This is a genomic window from Allocoleopsis franciscana PCC 7113, from assembly GCF_000317515.1.
In the GTDB taxonomy this organism is placed as follows: Bacteria; Cyanobacteriota; Cyanobacteriia; order Cyanobacteriales; family Coleofasciculaceae; genus Allocoleopsis; species Allocoleopsis franciscana.
In genome coordinates this window covers 6200202-6219157 of sequence record NC_019738.1, presented here as the reverse complement: position 1 = coordinate 6219157, position 18956 = coordinate 6200202, and the positions used below count along the sequence as shown (strand labels likewise).

16 protein-coding genes are annotated in these 18956 nt (G+C 48.5%); 9 read left to right on the top strand and 7 right to left on the bottom strand.

Annotated elements, in window-relative coordinates; translation table 11 throughout:
- The first annotated feature begins 64 nt into the window (after positions 1–64).
- Positions 65–1114, top strand: a complete 1050-nt coding sequence (gene tilS, locus MIC7113_RS25495) for a tRNA lysidine(34) synthetase TilS (protein WP_015185086.1) — start codon at positions 65–67, stop codon at positions 1112–1114.
- Between the two features lie 36 nt (positions 1115–1150).
- Here tilS and hmpF read toward each other — a convergent pair whose 3' ends face one another.
- Positions 1151–2914 carry a pilus motility taxis protein HmpF gene (hmpF, locus tag MIC7113_RS25490; protein WP_015185085.1) on the bottom strand — a complete coding sequence of 588 codons (1764 nt, stop codon included), beginning with the start codon at positions 2912–2914 and terminating at the stop codon, positions 1151–1153.
- Between the two features lie 1005 nt (positions 2915–3919).
- Between hmpF and MIC7113_RS25485 the strand changes: the two genes are divergently transcribed.
- The 8 genes from MIC7113_RS25485 to plsY all read left to right on the top strand — a co-directional run bounded on the left by MIC7113_RS25485 (position 3920) and on the right by plsY (position 12865).
- Complete coding sequence (locus MIC7113_RS25485) at positions 3920–5227, top strand: response regulator (RefSeq protein WP_015185084.1); 1308 nt, start codon at positions 3920–3922, stop codon at positions 5225–5227.
- 244 nt (positions 5228–5471) lie between these two features.
- Positions 5472–5837 carry a response regulator transcription factor gene (locus MIC7113_RS25480; RefSeq protein WP_015185083.1) on the top strand — a complete coding sequence of 122 codons (366 nt, stop codon included), beginning with the start codon at positions 5472–5474 and terminating at the stop codon, positions 5835–5837.
- 20 nt (positions 5838–5857) lie between these two features.
- Positions 5858–6388: a chemotaxis protein CheW gene (locus tag MIC7113_RS25475; protein WP_015185082.1), complete on the top strand. Its 531-nt coding sequence runs from the start codon at positions 5858–5860 to the stop codon at positions 6386–6388.
- Positions 6389–6481: 93 nt separating this feature from the next.
- Positions 6482–9451, top strand: coding sequence for a methyl-accepting chemotaxis protein (locus MIC7113_RS25470; RefSeq protein WP_015185081.1), 2970 nt, complete (start codon positions 6482–6484; stop codon positions 9449–9451).
- Between the two features lie 72 nt (positions 9452–9523).
- A complete protein-coding gene (locus tag MIC7113_RS25465; protein ID WP_015185080.1) occupies positions 9524–10318 on the top strand; it encodes an MlaE family lipid ABC transporter permease subunit in 795 nt (264 codons plus the stop codon).
- A gap of 158 nt (positions 10319–10476) precedes the next feature.
- Complete coding sequence (locus MIC7113_RS25460) at positions 10477–10866, top strand: DUF3119 family protein (RefSeq protein WP_015185079.1); 390 nt, start codon at positions 10477–10479, stop codon at positions 10864–10866.
- 33 nt (positions 10867–10899) lie between these two features.
- Entirely contained in the window at positions 10900–12153 is a 1254-nt protein-coding gene (locus MIC7113_RS25455) for a DUF3086 domain-containing protein (protein WP_015185078.1), read from the top strand.
- A gap of 52 nt (positions 12154–12205) precedes the next feature.
- Positions 12206–12865 (top strand): glycerol-3-phosphate 1-O-acyltransferase PlsY, encoded by a 660-nt coding sequence (gene plsY, locus MIC7113_RS25450; RefSeq protein ID WP_015185077.1) that lies wholly within the window; start codon positions 12206–12208, stop codon positions 12863–12865.
- A gap of 98 nt (positions 12866–12963) precedes the next feature.
- Here the strand turns inward: plsY and proC are convergent, their stop codons facing one another.
- The 6 genes from proC to MIC7113_RS25420 form a co-directional block, all read right to left on the bottom strand.
- A complete protein-coding gene (gene proC / locus MIC7113_RS25445) occupies positions 12964–13785 on the bottom strand; it encodes a pyrroline-5-carboxylate reductase (RefSeq protein ID WP_015185076.1) in 822 nt (273 codons plus the stop codon).
- Between the two features lie 83 nt (positions 13786–13868).
- Entirely contained in the window at positions 13869–14465 is a 597-nt protein-coding gene (locus tag MIC7113_RS25440; protein ID WP_015185075.1) for a cell division protein SepF, read from the bottom strand.
- 336 nt (positions 14466–14801) lie between these two features.
- Positions 14802–15473, bottom strand: a complete 672-nt coding sequence (locus tag MIC7113_RS25435; protein ID WP_015185074.1) for a YggS family pyridoxal phosphate-dependent enzyme — start codon at positions 15471–15473, stop codon at positions 14802–14804.
- Between the two features lie 89 nt (positions 15474–15562).
- Positions 15563–16777, bottom strand: coding sequence for an RNA-guided endonuclease InsQ/TnpB family protein (locus MIC7113_RS25430; RefSeq protein WP_041780218.1), 1215 nt, complete (start codon positions 16775–16777; stop codon positions 15563–15565).
- Between the two features lie 161 nt (positions 16778–16938).
- The gene (pipX, locus tag MIC7113_RS25425; RefSeq protein WP_015185072.1) at positions 16939–17208 is read right to left on the bottom strand and encodes a transcriptional coactivator PipX; all 270 of its coding nucleotides are present in this window, start codon (positions 17206–17208) and stop codon (positions 16939–16941) included.
- A gap of 286 nt (positions 17209–17494) precedes the next feature.
- Positions 17495–18931 carry an anthranilate synthase component I gene (locus tag MIC7113_RS25420; protein ID WP_015185071.1) on the bottom strand — a complete coding sequence of 479 codons (1437 nt, stop codon included), beginning with the start codon at positions 18929–18931 and terminating at the stop codon, positions 17495–17497.
- Between the last annotated feature and the right edge of the window lie 25 nt (positions 18932–18956).

The window sequence follows — 18956 nt, the reverse complement described above, 5'->3', positions numbered from 1 at the left end:
AAGGATAAAGTATGAAAAATTTCTTCACTTCATCCTTCAAACTTCATCCTTGAGCCTTTTAAAAATGTCTAACCGTCCGAATTGGACGCGACTTCATGCCAGAGTCCACCAAACGCTGCGGCAAAGACACTTATTGGCGCAGCAGCGGCGGATATTGATTGCGGTATCCGGTGGACAAGATTCTCTGTGCTTAGCTAAATTGCTTTTGGATTTACAACCCAAGTGGGGATGGCAGATTGCGATCGCTCACTGCGATCACCGTTGGCCTAAGGATGAAGGGCTGGTGACTCATGTTCAACAACTGGCTCACAACTGGTCACTTCCTTTTTATCTCAAAACCGCTGCTGAGCTTGGTACCAGCGAGGCTGCGGCACGACGATGGCGATATCAAGTCTTGTGCGAAATAGCTCAAGCAGAGGGCTATCAGGACGTTGTTACAGGACACACCAAGAGCGATCGAGCGGAAACCGTCCTCTATAACCTGATTCGAGGTGCGGGTGCCGATGGTTTACAAGCTCTTACCTGGCAACGTCCCTTGGTGCAAGGACTACAGCTTGTGCGTCCCCTGCTGGAAGTCACCCGTGCCGAGACGTTTCAATTCTGCCAAGAACACCAACTACCCCTTTGGGAAGATGCCTACAACCAAGACCTCAAATACGCACGTAATCGCATCCGACAGGAGCTAATACCCTATTTAAAAAGCCATTTCAATCCCCAGGTGGAGACGGCTTTATCCCAAACCGCTGAACTGCTTCGGGCAGATGTAGCATATCTCGAAGACGCGGCTCAAAAACTACGACAGCAGGCGATGGCACCTGTCAATGGTGAGGAACAAGAGGCTCTGTTTGAGCCTTGCCAAAAGGCGACGCCACGAATCAATCGCCTTGTCTTACAGCCAGCTTCTCTGGCTCTACAACGCCGCGTGATCAGGCAATTTCTGGTCATGGTTCAACAGGGCGCTCCCAGCTTTGAGCAAATTGAAGAAATGACAGCCTTAATTACGGCTCCTAACCGTTCTCAAACTTCGTCTTTTCCCGCAGGAATGACTGCTGTGGTCGAAGGCGACTGGATTGTGCTTCGCGACAATAACCGAGTTGACGGGCGTGAAGGTTGAAGGTTAGGGTCTGAAATCGCGTCACCTTTAATCCCCTCAAGAGGTGGCAAATTCGGGTGACTGAATTAAGCTACTGATCGTCTGCTGCAACTGTGCGATTCTCTGTAGCTGATAGTCACCGGTTTCCTGAATTTGATTCAGAGCCTCTGCGATCGCCTCTAATTTCTGCCGGATTTGACTTAGGGCCTCTTGCTTTGGCTGTAGTAGGGCTTGATAACTCTCCACCTGACCCCGAATTTGAGCGACTGCAGCGCTCGCTGAGTGCCAATTTTGCTCCAAACTTTGCAGTTCCGAGAGTTTTACCTCCTGTTCACCAGCCTGATGACGAATCATCTCCTCCGCTTGATTGATGCTCCGGCGCATCTGCTCAATCTGACTTTCTAACTTTTGCAGGTCTTCTTCCTGTTGTTGCCGTTGTGCTTCAAGCTGGGTCAAAATTGGACCCAGGTCAATTTTCTGGTTGTCTGAGGCATTGCTATCGGAAATGCCTTGCCGACGCCGCAATACCCGCTGATGCTGATTGAGAATTTCTTCACGTTCTCGCAAATTTCGGCGTTGACCCACTAGGGTTTCATCTAGCATCTGGTAACGATCTTGCTCTTCGGCGAGTTCCGTTTCCATACTGATGCGGTCATACTCACTGGCTGACTTAATCTTTTCGTGTAATTCTTCCACCGCTTCGCGTTGAAATGTCAGCTCTTCTTCCTGGTCATTGACAAAGCGCACCAGCTTTTCCAAGTCTTGCTCCAAACCCTGCACAGTTCCCTGTAGTTCCCCCAGGGGCATCTGTTCCAGCGCTTCCAGGTCAACCCGCTGACTAATCTTGACATCTGCGGATGTTGCCGCCAAACGAGCCACTTGTTGGTGTAACTCCCCTTGGGTTCGTAACTGGAGGCTCAGCATATGGACTGACTCCTGTTTAATCTCTAGAGCATTCTGCTGTACCTTTAACTCGGCTTTGGCCTCCTCCAACGACTTCTGCGCTTGCTGCAACTCCTGTTTGCGTTGCTGGCATTCCTCACCTTGGCGGTCAACCTCGGCTTGGCGAGCAGACGCTTCCGTTTGTCGTTGCTCCAACTGCTGCCACTCCTCCTCTAGTTCCGCCTGCTGAGCGTTGAGGACTTCAAACGAGAGATTGAGCTGTTCCCGCACCGTATCTGTAGGCACAACGGCTTGTGATAGCTGCTCTAGCAATTCTTGGATCAGATGGGCTTGGCTCGGATCTAAACCTGGTGCATGTTGAGCAATTTGCTCCTCCAAGCGTCGTTGTTCACCCCGTAGGTGTTCCCACGCTCCTTCCAACTCCTGACGGCTGCGCTCAAACTCCTCTGCAAGTCTCGCCGCTTCTTCCTTGGCGGTTTCAACCTCTTGACGTTGCTGCTCGACGCGCTCAAAGTCTTCCTCCATGGATTGCATCTGCTCAATCCGCGCTTCCATCTCCATTTCGCGGCGATTGAGCTCTTGACTTTGATAAGTCAAAGACTGCTTCCACTGTTCAATTTCTTCTTCTTGGCTTTTCGCCTTTTCCAGCAGGCGAGAGAAGTTTTGCAAATCTCTCGCTAGGCGTGAGCCAGCTAACTCAATTTCTCCTTGGATTTGTCGATTCCCACCCAAGTTAATAAGTACCAAGGCTCCTTCATTCAGGTTTTTGGCTTCTTCGGCAGGAATGACTTCGTCACCAGGCACAGCACTCCAACTCTGGTCAGTTCGCTGACAAGCCAGCAGTTTGAGTGCGGTCTTCCCGCCGCCGCCCAGTAGCCCGCCACCTTTCTGCTTTTGTACTTCTGCTAGATACAGCACACTGATGGTCCTCTTTACGTCTCTTGTGCCCAATTTGTGACTAAACTAAATCTTAAGCTTGAAGCCATTAAATCTTAAGCTTGAAGCCATTCAGTTTAATTAAACTCAGTTATAAGAAGACCACATTGCTAAAACAAGAAAGAATCTTCACGGTTAACTGAGCAACTCTCTCTTCACAATTTTGCATTTATTTCAATTAATTATAAGATGATATGAATAACTATTATTTAGCTAAAAACAGCTTTTGCTTCGGTCACCTCCTAGCTATAAAAGCTATTTCTAGGGCATCTTAACACAGCTTTCCCTAGTCTCTAGGCGGAACCCCTACTAAGCCGTTGCCCTTAATTAGGGTCTATAACATTCATCCTAACCTGTTCTCACCCAGTAAGAGAAAAACACTTTAAACCCTAGACGGCACAGAAGTCACCCTGCTTTCCGTCAGTTTTCACAAAAACCAGTGGTCGGTAACATGAAGACAAACAGGAGTGAAAAGGGGGCATTATCCGCAACGTCCAATCTTCAATTATACTAAATACATAGAAAGTTCGGGGTTGTAGGTCTAAAACTAGAGTGCTGGGGAATCGGCGCTTGGCTATTTAGCCAAGTTAGATTTAAAGTTTAGCATTGCTGTGCAAAGAAGTAACGATAGAAAATTAGATTTACTGCTCCCCCGTTGCTCCTCGTTCATTCGAGACAGCAGCTAACGAGTTCTTTTATTTGATACAGTCTCCTTCTGGGTGTTTGAGCGAGGCAGCATGAAAATCCAATCAGAAATAGTGATCACAAAGCAGCCCTCTGGCGAACAGATGCTATCTACACAGAGAGCGCTCTCTTAGATACAGGGGTTGAGAAATAGCCGCACCCTTGAACTCGATCATGGCGGCTCACCCTACCCAAATTGTCAAAGTTTTATGGATCAGCAGCGGTATAGGGGCATCCTTGACAAAAAGACGGGTAGCAAAGTTCTCATTCATCCAACGGTTTTTAGGAGTACGCTTTCGTTAAATGCAGGGAACGTTGAATGAAATTGATATCCGCAGCATCCTGCAACTGATCGAACTCGGTCAGCGCACAGGTGAACTGTTGGTTGAAGCGTACAGCTTCCCCATTAATAACACGGGTGGCGATCTCAGTAGCAAACCCTTCGCCTTTGGACGTCCTTACCAGGAAACCAAGCCCAAACGAAGGTCAGGGCCGTTTTGGTTCGTCTTCTTCCTCAACGGTAAGATTGCCTATGCTTCTGATAGCGAGAGGAGTTTATCGCGTCTGCGCGACTATTTGCGTCGATATAAAGCCAACACAGCGCTAGATCATCTAGAACTTCCGTCCATCGACTCAATCAACGCACCCGAATATGGCTATCTGTGGGCCTTACTGGAAAAGCATATCCTGACACCAGCGCAAGGGCGGAGCATTATCCAAAGCATGATCCGCGAAACCCTATTTGACCTGTTGAGCCTGCACAATGGCTATTTTGTGTTTGAAGTGAGTCCGGCGTTAGCGCCCCAACTCACTACCCTGGAGATTGCCCCTCTAGTCACCAAGATTATGAAGCAGGTGCAGGAGTGGAAGCAATTTCATCCCCATATTCAGTCTCCAAATCAGTGTCCGGTGATTACAGACATGGTGCAGTTACGTGCCGCACTGCCAGAAACCGCATTTAAAACACTGAGACAGTGGGCTGATGGCAAAACATCCCTGCGCCAACTTTCCCGTTATCTCAATCGAGACATTCTCACCGTTGCCAAGGCGATTTATCCTTATGTACGAAAGGGTTGGGTGCAACTGGTGAGTGCCACCGCTCACGAGGCAAGCACTCCTCGCTGGGACGGGGAAGCTAAAGGCATCCCCCAAGTTCCTCGAATTGTGTGTATTGATGATGACATGGCGATTGGCAAGACCGTTGAGTATATCCTACAAGCCAAGGGGTATGAAGTCACAGCAATTCGAGACCCTGTACAAGCTTTGACCCTTGTGTTTCAAAGTAAACCGGATCTGATCCTGTGTGATTTGGCAATGCCAGAACTGGATGGATACGAAATTTGCGGAATGCTGCGACAATCCACAGCTTTTCGGCAAACCCCCATCATTATGCTGACGGGTAAAGACGGGTTTATTGACCGCGTTAGAGCGCGAATGGTAGGGTCAACAGATTACTTGACTAAGCCGTTTGGCGCAAGTGAACTGTTGATGCTATTGGAGAAATATATTGGTTGGGTTGATATAAAAAAAAGTCAAGATGAAAATTCAAGTCCCGTTGGATTAAACCAGGAGATAGAACAGACAGATATTACCAAGCCAGCATCGGCGTGAAGACGAGGAAAGTGATACCTTTAGCCCTGGACTAACCTGTAGGAAGCCAATCCGAACAGAGCTACATTGCCACCCATCTTCACTCATAGCTGCCACAATCAAAAGAACAAGCCTAAATTTTAAAGATCTTACTCAGTGATTAAAGGATGATGAGGGATACTTTAATCATTATCAGGTTTCAGCCTGAAGTCCAGGGGTTCATGCCCATTCACTCCGGTTACCGCCTTTCGTCAAGTAGGGAGCTATGAGTACAGTTCTGGTTGTAGAAGACAGCCTTGCCCAACGACAGATGATCTCAGACCTCCTCAAAGGAAGTGGGTTGACGGTCACTGTAGCCAGCGATGGTGTAGAAGCATTGGAACAAATTCAGCGCTCTAGCCCTGACGTGGTGGTATTGGATATTGTTATGCCTCGCATGAACGGTTACGAAGTGTGCCGCCGTCTGAAAGCCGACCCGAAAACTCAGAATGTTCCCGTCGTCATGTGTTCTTCAAAAGGCGAAGAATTTGACCGCTATTGGGGCATGAAACAGGGTGCAGACGCTTACATTGCCAAGCCGTTCCAACCCACCGAGTTGATTGGAACGGTTAAACAGCTGCTTAGAGGATAAGTTTATAGGTATTCGAGAGAATGGTTGGTAATCCAGACTTTTTAACGGGCAGTGGTCAAGATCAAGCCCCAGAATTTCAGGAACTCGAAAGCCCCGAAGGTGAATTACACCTAAGGTTTTTCGTACCTTCAGGTAATGAATTTGCCCTACCGGCTACTGGCATCAAAGAAGTGATTTCTCAGTCGCCTGATCGGATTACAGCTATTCCTAATGCTTCCCCCTTACTATTGGGCACAATCAACATTCGGGGGCGAGTGATTTGGGTGTCCGATCTCGGTCAATTTCTGGGGGATGCGATGGTTTTAAATACAGACCGACCCGAAATTCCCGTCATTGCGGTTGAAGACCAGGACACCATGCTAGGGTTGGCAATTGACCGGATTGGAGAAATGGACTGGCTGGATCTCGAACAGTTACAGATGCCGACGAATGTTCCAGATAGTATGGCACCTTTCTTACGAGGTGAGTGGGTGTCAGATAAAGAATCGAATCAATATTTGCGACTTTTAGATCAGGTGGCAATTCTACGATCAGCACGGTGGGCAGCATGACATTGAGTTAAGTAACAGGAAAAAGTTCCATCCAGGAAAAAGGCTAAGCCTTTTACTTTTTCCTTTTTCCTATTGAGCAGCGGGAGGAGGCAAATGGCATCAGGTACGGATTTCGCACAGGAATATGGACAAGCCGAAAAGGCTTATATGCAGGGCAATTACCAAGAGGCCGCCACTATATGTGACCGATTGGTAGAGGATTTCCCGGAGAATCCCAGTGTACGTCTTCTGCTCGGTCATATTTACTGCTACGGACTACAGCAGTACGATGTGGCACGGCAACAATATGAGGCGGTGCTGACCCTGACTTCTGAACAGGATTTTATTGAATATGCTAATAACGGTTTGGAATATGCCAATCAGTTAATGAATGGGGCAGGTTCGGGAGAGGAAACAGCATCATCAGACGATTTCGATATTAGTTATGGCGATCTCGGTGAGACAGACGAGTTAGGTAACTCATCCAATTTTGAAAACTGGTCTAATTTGGCAGCCGAAGACGACGTATCTAGCGGTTTCGACCTGGGAAGCCTAGATTTTGATGAGGTGGGCAGTGACACGTTTACCTCCAGGTCGGAGTCACCCTTTGACAATCCGTTTGGAGGGTCAGGGATGGATGAGCAACAACCTCCAGAAAGCGGTCACGCCAGTGATACTCCATTTGCGTTTTCGTCTGATTTTGGGGAAGACAGTGACGACCTTGAAACTTTCGGAACCAGCACCAGTGGCTTTGAATTGGATGACAGTGTTTTTGGTAGCCCAGGTTTAGAGGATACACCCGAAGAGTTCTTCCCAGATCCGGGTGCCGATGAAACCGACATGACCTTTGTCATTCCTGGGAGTGAAGAATTTGACGATACACAGACAGAGGACGACTTTTCTCCTGGCTTCACTCCATCCTCTCAATTTGATGTGGACTTTCCTGAGGAGGAAAGCGGAACCTACAGGGACGAAGAAATCGGTGAGCCATTTAACTCAGGCTACCCGGTTTTTGAAGACGAAACGCTATTGATGGGTTCTGAGGATCTGGATAATACCTTCGCCATTGATCGAGACGAGTTGGGATACCTGAGTGATCGACGCTCGAATGCGGCGGAATCCTTACAAGAAGACAACTCTCTTCAGGATGAGCCTACGTTTGACTCCGCCTATGACCAGAATGGTTTCAACTCTTCTGACCACTTTGACTTTGACACCTTTGACGAAGCCTTTGGCAATCAAACTTTCGTGATGGACGAAGGCACTGAAGCTGAGGAAGAAACCATTACGGGAATTGAGTCCCGCCCAAGTGCCAGAGAGGGTTTCCTGGATGAGTTTGACGTATTTGACGACGATTTAGGGTCAATCCCTGATTTCTCTCTCGGCGTTCAAGACGACATGTCGGCGGAAGGGTCTGACGACGCGGATTTTGATATTTTAAGCAACAGTGGAGCCGTTCTAGGGGCTACTGGTGGACTGGGGTTAAATGAGGCGGCGGATATCGAGGCTCCTCGTTCGGGCTATCGTTCCTCTGGTGGCGAAGATGAGATGTTTAGCATCAATAACCCCGCTGAACAAATTCCCATCTTTAACCAAACAAAAGACGCCGACAACGAACCCATTGTTCATGTAGAGCAGGGTTGGCTGGCCTTTTTTGAAAATGCTTCACTCAACCGCAAGCAGTTGTGGACCGCTGTACTCACAGGGGCTGTCTCAGCCGTAGCGGTGGCCATTGTGAGTAACATTGCGGCGAGTACAGCTCCAGGCCCCAATCAAGAAGCGGTGATTTCACGACTCAAGAGTACAGGCTGGGCGATGAGCTTGGTCGCGGGGGCTGCCAGTTTTGGTACGACATTGCTTCTGGGCCGAGTGACGGAAAAGCAGATTAAACGGTCAACCACTGAGCTGCAATCTCAGTTTGAGGCTGTTTCTCAGGGAAATTTAAATGTGACCGCCACCGTTTACTCCGAGGACGAATTTGGTCAGCTAGCGACGAGTTTTAATCAGATGTCACGGGTGATCCTGACCAGTATGAGCGAAGCGCAGCGGAAGGCGGAAGAGCAAGAGCAGGCGAAAGAAGACCTTCAACGTCAGGTCATTCGCTTGCTAGATGACGTGGAAGGCGCGGCGCGAGGTGACCTAACGGTACAAGCGGAAGTAACGGCTGATGTTTTAGGTGCAGTCGCTGACTCCTTTAACTTGACCATTCAAAATCTGCGGGAAATTGTGCAACAGGTGTCGCAGGCGGCGAAGCAGGTTAACAGGGGTTCGGCGGATGCTGAAACCTTTGCCCGGAGTCTCTCCTCGGATGCCCTGCGGCAAGCGGAAGAACTGGCGGTTACGCTCAACTCTGTGCAGATCATGACCGACTCCATTCAGCGAGTAGCGGAGAGTGCGAGAGAAGCGGAAGACGTGGCCCGCACGGCCTCAGAAACCGCAGTGAAAGGGGGCGAAGCCGTGGAACGCACGGTGGCGGGGATTTTACAAATCCGTGAAACCGTAGCAGAAACTACGAGAAAAGTCAAGAGATTAGCCGAATCATCACAGGAAATTTCCAAGATTGTGGCGCTAATTTCTCAAATTGCCTCCCGCACCAATTTGCTGGCACTCAACGCCAGTATTGAGGCGGCAAGAGCCGGGGAAGCGGGTCGCGGGTTTGCGATTGTGGCGGATGAGGTACGACAGCTTGCGGATCGGGCCGCGAAGGCACTCAAAGAAATTGAGCAAATCGTGCTGCAAATCCAGAGCGAAACCGGCTCGGTCATGACCGCCATGGAGGAAGGAACCCAGCAGGTGATTGACGGTACCAAACGGGCTGAACAAGCGAAGCGATCGCTGGAAGACATCGTTCAAGTCTCCAATCGCATCGACGCCTTGGTACGTTCCATCGCCGCCGATACGGTAGAGCAGACAGAAACATCCCGTGCTGTTGCTCAAGTAATGCAATCGGTGGAGTTGACGGCTCAAGAAACCTCCCAAGAAGCCCAGCGGGTATCGGGTGCCCTGCAAAATCTGGTGGGTGTTGCGCGAGACCTCCTAACTTCTGTGGAGCGCTTCCGGGTAGAATCCAATGGTGGTAAATAAGGTTGAATGTTAGAAGGTTGAATGTTGCATGTTTTAATCAATTAACCTGCAACCCTTGATGGGCTAATGACAATGAGTGAGATTACGAGTTCCAGCTTAGGGTTGTGGACGCGGCGCTTGATGGAAGCGATTTTCTTGGGTGGGCAAGTGATGCTTCATCTCCTCGCTGGGAAGATTCATCGGCGGAACACCATTGAACAAATGGCCTTAGTGGGTCCGGCTTCACTAACTATTGCCATGATTACAGCCGGTTTTATCGGTGCGGTATTTACCATTCAGGTGACGCGAGAATTCATCAACTTTGGTGCCACGAGTGCCGTAGGAGGAGTTCTAGCACTGGCGTTGAGTCGGGAACTGGCTCCCGTACTAACCGCTGTCATTTTGGCTGGACGAGTGGGTTCTGCCTTTGCGGCTGAAATTGGCACCATGCGAGTGACAGAGCAGATTGATGCGCTTTATATGCTCAAAACTGACCCCATTGACTACCTGGTGATTCCTCGTGTGATTGCCTGCTGCCTGATGCTGCCGATTTTAACGATTCTCGCCATTATTCTGGGCATGGGAGGTGGGGTGATCATTGCCGAAAGCTTGTATGGAATTTCCCAAGAAGTGTTTCTCGATTCGGCACGTAGTTTCTTGAAAATTTGGGATTTGGTCAGTGCTGCGCTCAAAGCTGTGGTTTTTGGAGGGTTGATTGCCATCATTGGTTGTAGTTGGGGGTTAACCACAACCGGTGGAGCTAAAGGCGTCGGTCAATCAACCACAACAGCGGTCGTCACTGCCCTATTAGCGATCTTTATTACCAACTTTTTCTTATCCTGGGTCATGTTCCAAGGGACGGGTAGTGCGGTAATTGGTGGAGGTTAATCGGGTGAGTGAGCCGCTCATCCTCTACACCTTACGGAAAAAAGTAACTGGCTATAACATGGAATTGCGACTCATCAATACTTGTAGCCATCGGTAGGAGGTAGAGACGCTTTAGAATAAAAAGATATTAAAGACATTTATAAAGGGATTGAAGCCAAGTGACTTCTGCTACGTCTTCTCCTCTCTCGACCCAGACGGTTGAACTCTCCCCTAGCTACACACTGCCTTTGGTCTTAATTGTTGCCGCCGTGCCCTTATTACTAATAAAAATCTGGGTCAGTTTAGTCATTGCTGTTTTTGGACTTTTCCTATTGTTTCAAGCCGCAACAATCCGTCTGCAATTTACCGAAACCGCGTTGGATATTTATCGGTCGGAGACGATGATTCGGCGTTTTCCCTATCAAGAATGGCAAAATTGGCGGATTTTTTGGTCATCAGTGCCCATTTTGTTTTATTTCAAAGAAGTCAAAAGTATCCACTTTTTGCCTATTCTGTTTGACCCAAAAATGTTGGAAACTTGCTTGGAGCAACGCTGCCCAAAAAGTTGAGTCAGTTGCTAGTTGTTAAGTATTAATCATTAAATGAATTCAGACGAAACACAAACGCCCGAACAAGAGCCTGTCAAAAAGCTAGCTGTTGAAGCCTTTGAGGAACAACAGCCAGAATTAGAAGCTGAAGCCTTGGAGGAATTAGAGCCGCTAACTCCTAAAGATGAAGTACCGGTACAGCTAGCTGATGATCAGCCCCAGCTCGATCTGTTGAGCTCCACCGACGCAGGACTGTCCGACAGAGCCTGGAACTTGACCAACCTAGAGGAAAAAAAGCAAACAGCCGAACCCGCGCAGCCTTTAGAGAGAGAGAGGATGGCTGATTTAACTCAAACTGTGGCTGACCTTCAGCGTCAAGAGCAAGAGTTAAGACAGAAAATCGCTGTTTTGCAAGAAACTCAAGTTCAACTTCTTTCTGAGCAGTTGGCAAAAACCCAGGCGGCTGTAGAACAGATCGTACAAGAGGGTGTGCAGGAGCTAGAACAACGTAAACAGGCGCTGCAAATTTCCATTGAACAGCTCGAACGTCGCCGCGAGCGCATCCGGACTGAAATGCGAACTACATTTGCGGGCGTTTCCCAAGATTTAGCGATTCGGGTGCAAGGCTTTAAAGATTATTTGGTGGGGAGTTTACAAGACTTAACGAGTGCCGCAGAGCAATTGGAACTCACTCCTCCTTCAGAACCCCCTAGGCTAGTCCGGGAAGAGTATCGGCAACCCGACCAAGCTCCAACACCTAAATTTGCCGAACAGGGATTTCAAGAGCAAATCAAACAGATTCGTAACATTCTTGACCAATATCGATCGCTGCCCGATTATTATGGGCCGTCTTGGCAACTGCGTCGCACCTTTGAACCGATTCACGCTGAACGTGTGTCTAATTGGTTTTTCACCCAAGGGGGTCGGGGGGCACTAAAAACTATGGGCAGTCGCTTACAAAATATTTTGATTGCCTCCGCCATCATTTCTGTCTTGCATACGCTCTACGGCAATCGCCAGCGTACTCTTATTCTTGCTAATACCCCCGAACGACTGGGAGAATGGCGTCGAGGATTACAGGACTGTCTGGGCATCTCCAGAAGTGATTTTGGCCCAGAACAGGGTATTACTTTGTTTGAGGAAGCCCCCGTATTGGTGCAAAAAGCCGATCGGTTGCTGGCTCAAAAGCAGCTACCTCTGATTATCGTTGATGAGACAGAAGATCAGATTAATCTCTCCATGCTGCAATTTCCTCTGTGGTTGGCTTTTGCTCCCGATCCCCAACAGATGCCTCTCTACCAGTATTGATGGGTAGAAAAAGTCTCCGAGTTAGAAGAAAAGCTTAATTAGGGAGGTCATGATGGCGATTGAGTTAACTGTCTGTGGGTTATTGTTCATCGCGGCTTATTTGCTAGGCTCGATCCCCACGGGTTATCTGGCAGGACGCCTACTTAAGGGCGTTGACATTCGGGAACAAGGTTCAGGCTCTACGGGCGCGACGAATGTACTCAGAACACTGGGGAAAGGCCCCGCACTGGTGGTTTTACTGATTGATGCTCTTAAAGGAGTCGGTGCGATCGCTCTGGTTAATGGCTACTACGCCTTGGGACAGATGCCCGTCATGCCTGCAACGTGGAGACCTTGGTTAGTGGCGGCTACCGCTTTCGCGGCTTTATTGGGTCACAGTAAATCGATTTGGATTAACTTTAAGGGTGGTAAATCAGTCGCTACTGGTTTAGGGGTCTTACTTGCCATGTCTTGGTCTGTAGGATTAGGAGCTTTAGGGGTATTTGCTGTAGTGCTGGCACTGTCCCGTATTGTTTCCCTCGGTTCTATTACGGCGGCGATCGCAGTGCCTATCCTAATGATTCTCTTTTCAGCCCCACTTTCCTACAAACTGTTTGCGAGTGCGGCTGCCTTGTATGTCGTCGTTAGGCATCGTAGCAATATTCAGCGTATCCTGGCTGGTACCGAACCTCAAATTGGGCAAGCTCTGCCGACAGAGGTGCAAAGCAACTAGATCCTTACGTGGCAGCCCCACGCCAAACGCTAGTTTGGTGATCACAGAAGTCACAGCGACACACAGACATCATGTCAGACACAGAGGCACTGCTAAACCTACTGACCCAGTTGTTGAGAACGTTCTTTAGCGGCTAGAACGGCTTCAATCAAGGCAGAACGGAAACCCGCACGTTCCAACTCAGCAACCCCCGCAATGGTTGTCCCACCCGGACTCGTCACGCGGTCTTTGAGTTGAGCCGGATGCAATTGAGATTGTTGCAACAGATTAGCCGTTCCCAAGACCGTGGAGAGAGCCAACTTAGACGCGATCGCTCTGGGTAACCCAGCCGCAACCCCTCCATCTGCCAGGGCTTCCACCATCATTGCCACATAAGCCGGTCCCGATCCCGATAAGGCGGTTACGGCATCCATTAACGATTCCGCTACCTCCACCACGTCGCCCACCGATTCAAAGATCGCGATTGCTTGTTCCATCTGGCTCTTGCTCACCGCTTTTCCCGGTGAGAGTGCCGTGATTCCTGCTCCTACCGTTGCAGGGGTATTGGGCATCGCCCGAATAACTGGCTGATGCCCAAATGCTGCTTCCAGCTTGCTTAAAGACACACCCGCTAAAATCGAAATCACTATTGGCAGGGGCTGTCCCTCTGGACGTTGAGCATTACTCTCTGCCAACTCTATCGCTACCGTTTCAAAAACCTGAGGTTTAACCGCCAACAACAACACATCCGAGACTGCTGCGGCAGCTCGGTTATTCGATGTCACATGGACACCGTACTTTTTCGCCAACAACTCTTGTTGATGGACTTGTGGCTCACTGACTAGGACATCCTCTGGGCGATAAAACTGTTGAGCAATCAGGCGGGATAACAGAGCTTCTCCCATTACCCCACCACCGACTATGCCAAGTTTGATTGCCACCCCAGCCCCTCTCTTAACAGAATTTTGGTTTTGGATTTTGGATTTTGGATTCTAGAACGAGTCCAATCTCCAATCTCAACGTATTACTGAGCCATCCGCTCCTGTTCAGACGCCCAAGCCGGTGCAGGAGCTGCGGGACGGTTAGGACGCATCTGGGGCGAAGATACTTCGTGAACAACACCTGATTGGGTACTCACCTGAACACAGCTTGGTGTAAACAAGAAAATACTTTCGCCAATACGCTCTTGATGACCATCGATGGCATAAGTGCCACCTGCAACGAAATCTACGGCGCGTTGAGCTTGATCGGGGTCCATAATGGTCAGATTTAAAACCACCGACTTACGCTCTCGCAGGGCTTGAATCACCTGCGGCATTTCTTCAAACGAACGCGGCTCGATGACCGCAACTTCCGAAATCCCATTGACAGATCCAGGCATCCCAATCACGTTGTTCATTGAAGTTGATCCCATTCCTGCTTCTGATACTACACTGGTGCGCTCCCGGACGCGACGACGCGCTGAACGGTCTTCTTCGACTGGGGGAGGCGCAGGTTGAACTTGCTGTTCTTGCTGATAAAGATTTTGGTAGGCATCCCCATCATCTTCATACTCGTACTCGTATTCCACTGGCTCGTTGAGACCCACAAAATCTCGGAGCTTGGTAAAGATGTTGTTCATTGTTTACTCTCCATCACAACTTTAGTTTGACGCTAAAAATCTGACTAGGGGTTATTTGAGAGGCAGCCGTCTCTATCTCTAATAGATTCGATACTTGTTTAGAGCGAAAAAAACAGAAGATAGCTTATATGCAGTCTGCCCCCTGATCATTCTCACGCCTGACAAGCCTCTCAAAATAAACCAAAAGTATACATCAGCCTCCTAAAAGCAGGTAGTCGTACAAAACCCCACAAGACATACCAATCAATTTTAAGGGTGACAATATGCATCAGAGTTGTGTTGGCAATATATTAGCCCATAGCTTGACCCATAGATCGAGGGGGGATAGATATCAGGTTAAGCCGTGCGTTCACCAAAGATAATTCGTCCCAGCCGCACTTGGGTGGCACCCGCTTGCACGGCAAGAAGGTAATCATCGGACATGCCCATCGACAGCTCCTGCATCTGAATATTCGACTTGTTTTGCTGCCCAATCTTGAGAAGCAGTTCACGGGTACGCTCAAACACCTGTAGACTTTCCTCGCTCGATAATCCCAGTGGGAGAATCGTCATTAACCCTCGAATTTGTAACGCCGTGCACTGATCGAGTTCAGGTAAATCTGCTAAAAGCTCAGGTATGCTCCAACCGTATTTATCTGGATCAGGCACAACTTTAACTTGAAGGCAAACATTTGGCTTTAACGACAGTTCAGCCGCTAATCGATTTAGTCGCTGGGCTAACTTGAGATTGTCACAAGAATGAATCCACTGGAATTGCTCCAAGGCTTTTTTGGCTTTGTTGCTTTGTAGATGACCGATTAGATGCCAATTGAGGTCTGGCAAATCCTGCAATTGAGCTATTTTGGCTTCCGCTTCTTGAAGGCGGCTTTCTCCAAAATCTCGCACACCCGCTAAGTAAGCCTCCCGCATCGCGTCTACTGGAACTTGTTTCGTGACAGCAATTAGCCGGACGCCTACCGGCAGTTGCTCGCGCACAGTAGCAATACGTTGTGCAATGGAACCAGTCATTCGCTTTGAGAGTTGAGATGCGGATACTTCAATTATCCTTCTAGAACATGCCAGAGGCTGGAGGATGTTGGATTTTGACACTCACCGCCCTAAAAGTGCGGTGATTCTTCGTTCATAGACCCAACTTGCTCTAACAGGATTGCTCCAGCTAAAGTAGCGGTCGAATCTCCCGAAGCGTTCGGATCTAAGATCCAAGTTCCCACATGCCCTGTGGTACTCAAGGCTAATTTCAGGATATTAATCGCTGCATTCCAATCCCTGTCTAAGACAAAACCGCACGAACAAACGTGAGTTCTCATGGATAGGGACTTTTTGACTACCGCGCCGCAGTTAGAGCATTCCTGAGATGTATAGGCTGCGATTACAGCAACCGTTACCTTGCCAAGCTTGACCCCAAAATACTCCAACCATTTCCTAAATTGATACCAACCCGCATCATTAATCGACTTAGCGAGACAATGATTCTTAACCAAGTTCTTAATCCTCAAGTCTTCGTAAGCAACCAAATCGTTAGATTGGATTACGCAACGTGCCACTCTCTTGGCATGTTCTTCACGTTGCCTACTTATTTTGAGGTGTACTCGCCCTAGTTTATTAATGGCTTTTCTTCGGTTGGTAGAGCCTTTGAGCTTACGAGAAACGCGCCGCTGCCGAAACTTCAGCCGTTTCTCACCTGTTCGATAAAACTTGGGGTTAGGTTCGGTATAACCGTTGGAATCTGTGTAGAACTCCTTAATTCCTACATCTAAACCAACAATTTTACCTGTCGGCTGAACATCTACTTTTTCAACTTCAGTTCTAATTAAAAACTGAACGTAGTAGCCATCAGCCCGACGCACCAACCTCACTCGTTTTATCTGCTCTAACTGATAGAAGTGTAAGTCCCACGTTCCTTTGAGTTTTAGCTTGCCAATGCCTTTTTTATCAATAAAATTGATTGAGCGTCTATCAGGAGAAAGCTTCCACCCTGAAGTTTTGTACTCAACACAGCGACAATTCTTCTTGAACCTTGGGTAGCCCATATTTCCGGGAACAGACTTTCTGCAATTGTCGTAAAACCGAGCAATTGCAGAATACGCCCATTCAACAGCAACTTGACAAGCATGGGAGTTCAAAGCGTTTACAAAGGGAAATTCGGCTCTCAATTTAGTGTTGTGACGATACAACTCTTTCTGTCCTACACCTCGGTTGTCCATCCAAAATCGGATGCACTTGTTGCGGACGAATTGAGCTGTTCTAATCGCCTCATCTACGCTCTTATATTGAGTTGTTTTCCCCTTAGCCTTGAACTCTAAGACAATCATTTGACGTGGAACCACCCCTACGGCAACTATCATAACATGAATAAAGCCGTCCTAGAAGGACAGCGGAGCAATAGTTACGCAGCTTGAATCCCATTTTTTCGGTCATTTATAAAATTATGGTTCCATAACTAGATTTCCAGCTAAAGCCAAAGGTTAGTCGGTCACAGAAATGTTTGTTTATGGATACGCTGAAGCTGCTCAATGTCTTGTGAGGAACCGATGCGACGAAGTTGGCGGAGGCGATTTTCCACTAACAGGCGAGCATCAGAACGGCTAATGGGTTCAAAAGTCAGCCCTTCGGAAGAGGTGGTTACCAAAAAGAATAAGCGTTGGGCATAGAGAGTGGTGAACAATTCCTGGTTCTCTTCAACCATGCAAACTCGATAAAGCAGGCCAAACGTTGGGTGATTCAGGTAAGTTTCGGTGCTCATTAACATCCAAACTAAAAATACCCATCCCTAGCTGGGGGATTGGGAAGAGTCACATAGAGAACAGGCGTACTGACTCCGAATAAAGCTATGCCGATGATAGCTTGATTCCGGGTGGGCGGAGAGCCAAAATTTACCTTGCTAGGAAGATTAGGGGAATTAAGCAGTGCAGACTCCGATCAAAGCTATGCCGATAATAGCTTGATTCGGGGTTGATACAGAGTCAGCCTTAGGGTTAAGGGGTCTTGAACGCTAGACCGAGCCATCTCTGATTTGTCATAAAAGGATGTCATAAATTTAAAATCTTGAGCGCTGCGATCTGAGCCTGAGCTTTGTGCAGGGACTCATACCATTCCTTTTCCGGGTCACTATCGGCAACAATACCCGCTCCCACTTGACCCGAAACGATTTTGAGGGATTTGTCCTCCAACTTTAGGCCGCTATCCAAATTTCTTACTAAAAGAGTGCGAATCAAAATATTCAAGTCCAGGTTACCGCGTTGATCCATATATCCACAGGAGCCATAGAACAAGCTCCGACGGACGGGTTCCAGTTCTTCAATAATTTCCATGGCACGGACTTTAGGACAACCTGTGATTGTTCCACCTGGAAATAAGGCGCGGATCAGGTCAACCGCATCATGGTCAGTACGCAGGGTGCCCGTAATATTACTAACCAGGTGCATAACGTGACTGTAGCGCTCAATAGTGAACAGTTCATTCACGTCTACCGATCCCCAATCACACACCCGCCCTAGGTCATTGCGCTCTAAATCGACGAGCATGATATGTTCGGCTCGTTCTTTGGAATTTGCTATTAGCTCTTTTGCCAACTGCTGGTCAAGATCAGGTGTTGCTCCGCGCGATCGCGTCCCGGCAATCGGTCGTGTTTGTGCCTGCCTTGCCTGTAGCTCGACCAGTCTTTCCGGAGAACAGCTAATCACATCCCCCCAAGGGGTTTGCCAATAACTGGCAAAGGGAGAAGGATTAATTTGTTGTAAGGCACAATAAATAGCCCAACTATTGGCTGTTGTGGTAACCTCAAACCTCAAAGAAAGATTAGCCTGGAAAATATCACCAGCCTGGATGTACTTTTTGGCTTGAATTACAGCAGATTCAAAGTCCGTTTGAGAACTCAGAAATGAAAAGGTTGAAGATTGAAGGTTGAACGTTGGAAGGTTATGAGGTTGCTCTAGTTGTTGTTGTAATCGGTCGAGTTCGGCTTCATTCGTTGCAGCCAACCATAACGTTTGTTGAGTGTGGTCAAGCACAGCAAACGCAACGGGTTCATACCAAAAAGCGACAGGAAACGGTAGGGGATCAGGTTTTAATCGAGGTAGCTGCTCAATTTCCCATGCCAGATCGTAGCCCAGCCAGCCAAGCCAACCCCCAGTAAATGGTAGGTGAGGTGGTAGAGGCAAATTGTCCAGTTCTCTGCTCATGTCTCCCTTGCTTTGAGAGCAGGGCAAATGGCGCAGGAACGGTAAGATTTCACCTACAGGTGGAGTCCACATTTTGGGGCGTCCGTTTTGGATACGGGGCATCCCTGCACAGATAGAGTATCGAGCTAACTGGGGTTGGTCGAGAGGGGTAGGGTAGGGACTTTCTAGGAGGGTGGCAATTGTACCGTTGTGGCGAAATAGACGGTCAAATACCTGAGAACCAGTGCAATGTTCTAGGGGTAGCGAGCGCCAATACCAGGGTTGCAAGTCATGAATCTGTGACATTCACTTGGGAGAGAGGACTGGCTGG

Coding starts and splice junctions, on each gene's coding strand:
- plsY (WP_015185077.1), top strand. CDS start 12,206: ATGGCGATTGAGTTAACTGTCTGTGGGTTATTGTTCATCGCGGCTTAT.
- MIC7113_RS25470 (WP_015185081.1), top strand. CDS start 6,482: ATGGCATCAGGTACGGATTTCGCACAGGAATATGGACAAGCCGAAAAG.
- MIC7113_RS25485 (WP_015185084.1), top strand. CDS start 3,920: ATGCAGGGAACGTTGAATGAAATTGATATCCGCAGCATCCTGCAACTG.
- MIC7113_RS25475 (WP_015185082.1), top strand. CDS start 5,858: ATGGTTGGTAATCCAGACTTTTTAACGGGCAGTGGTCAAGATCAAGCC.
- MIC7113_RS25465 (WP_015185080.1), top strand. CDS start 9,524: ATGAGTGAGATTACGAGTTCCAGCTTAGGGTTGTGGACGCGGCGCTTG.
- MIC7113_RS25430 (WP_041780218.1), bottom strand. CDS start 16,777: ATGATTGTCTTAGAGTTCAAGGCTAAGGGGAAAACAACTCAATATAAG.
- MIC7113_RS25435 (WP_015185074.1), bottom strand. CDS start 15,473: ATGACTGGTTCCATTGCACAACGTATTGCTACTGTGCGCGAGCAACTG.
- MIC7113_RS25420 (WP_015185071.1), bottom strand. CDS start 18,931: ATGTCACAGATTCATGACTTGCAACCCTGGTATTGGCGCTCGCTACCC.
- MIC7113_RS25480 (WP_015185083.1), top strand. CDS start 5,472: ATGAGTACAGTTCTGGTTGTAGAAGACAGCCTTGCCCAACGACAGATG.
- MIC7113_RS25455 (WP_015185078.1), top strand. CDS start 10,900: ATGAATTCAGACGAAACACAAACGCCCGAACAAGAGCCTGTCAAAAAG.
- tilS (WP_015185086.1), top strand. CDS start 65: ATGTCTAACCGTCCGAATTGGACGCGACTTCATGCCAGAGTCCACCAA.
- pipX (WP_015185072.1), bottom strand. CDS start 17,208: ATGAGCACCGAAACTTACCTGAATCACCCAACGTTTGGCCTGCTTTAT.
- MIC7113_RS25440 (WP_015185075.1), bottom strand. CDS start 14,465: ATGAACAACATCTTTACCAAGCTCCGAGATTTTGTGGGTCTCAACGAG.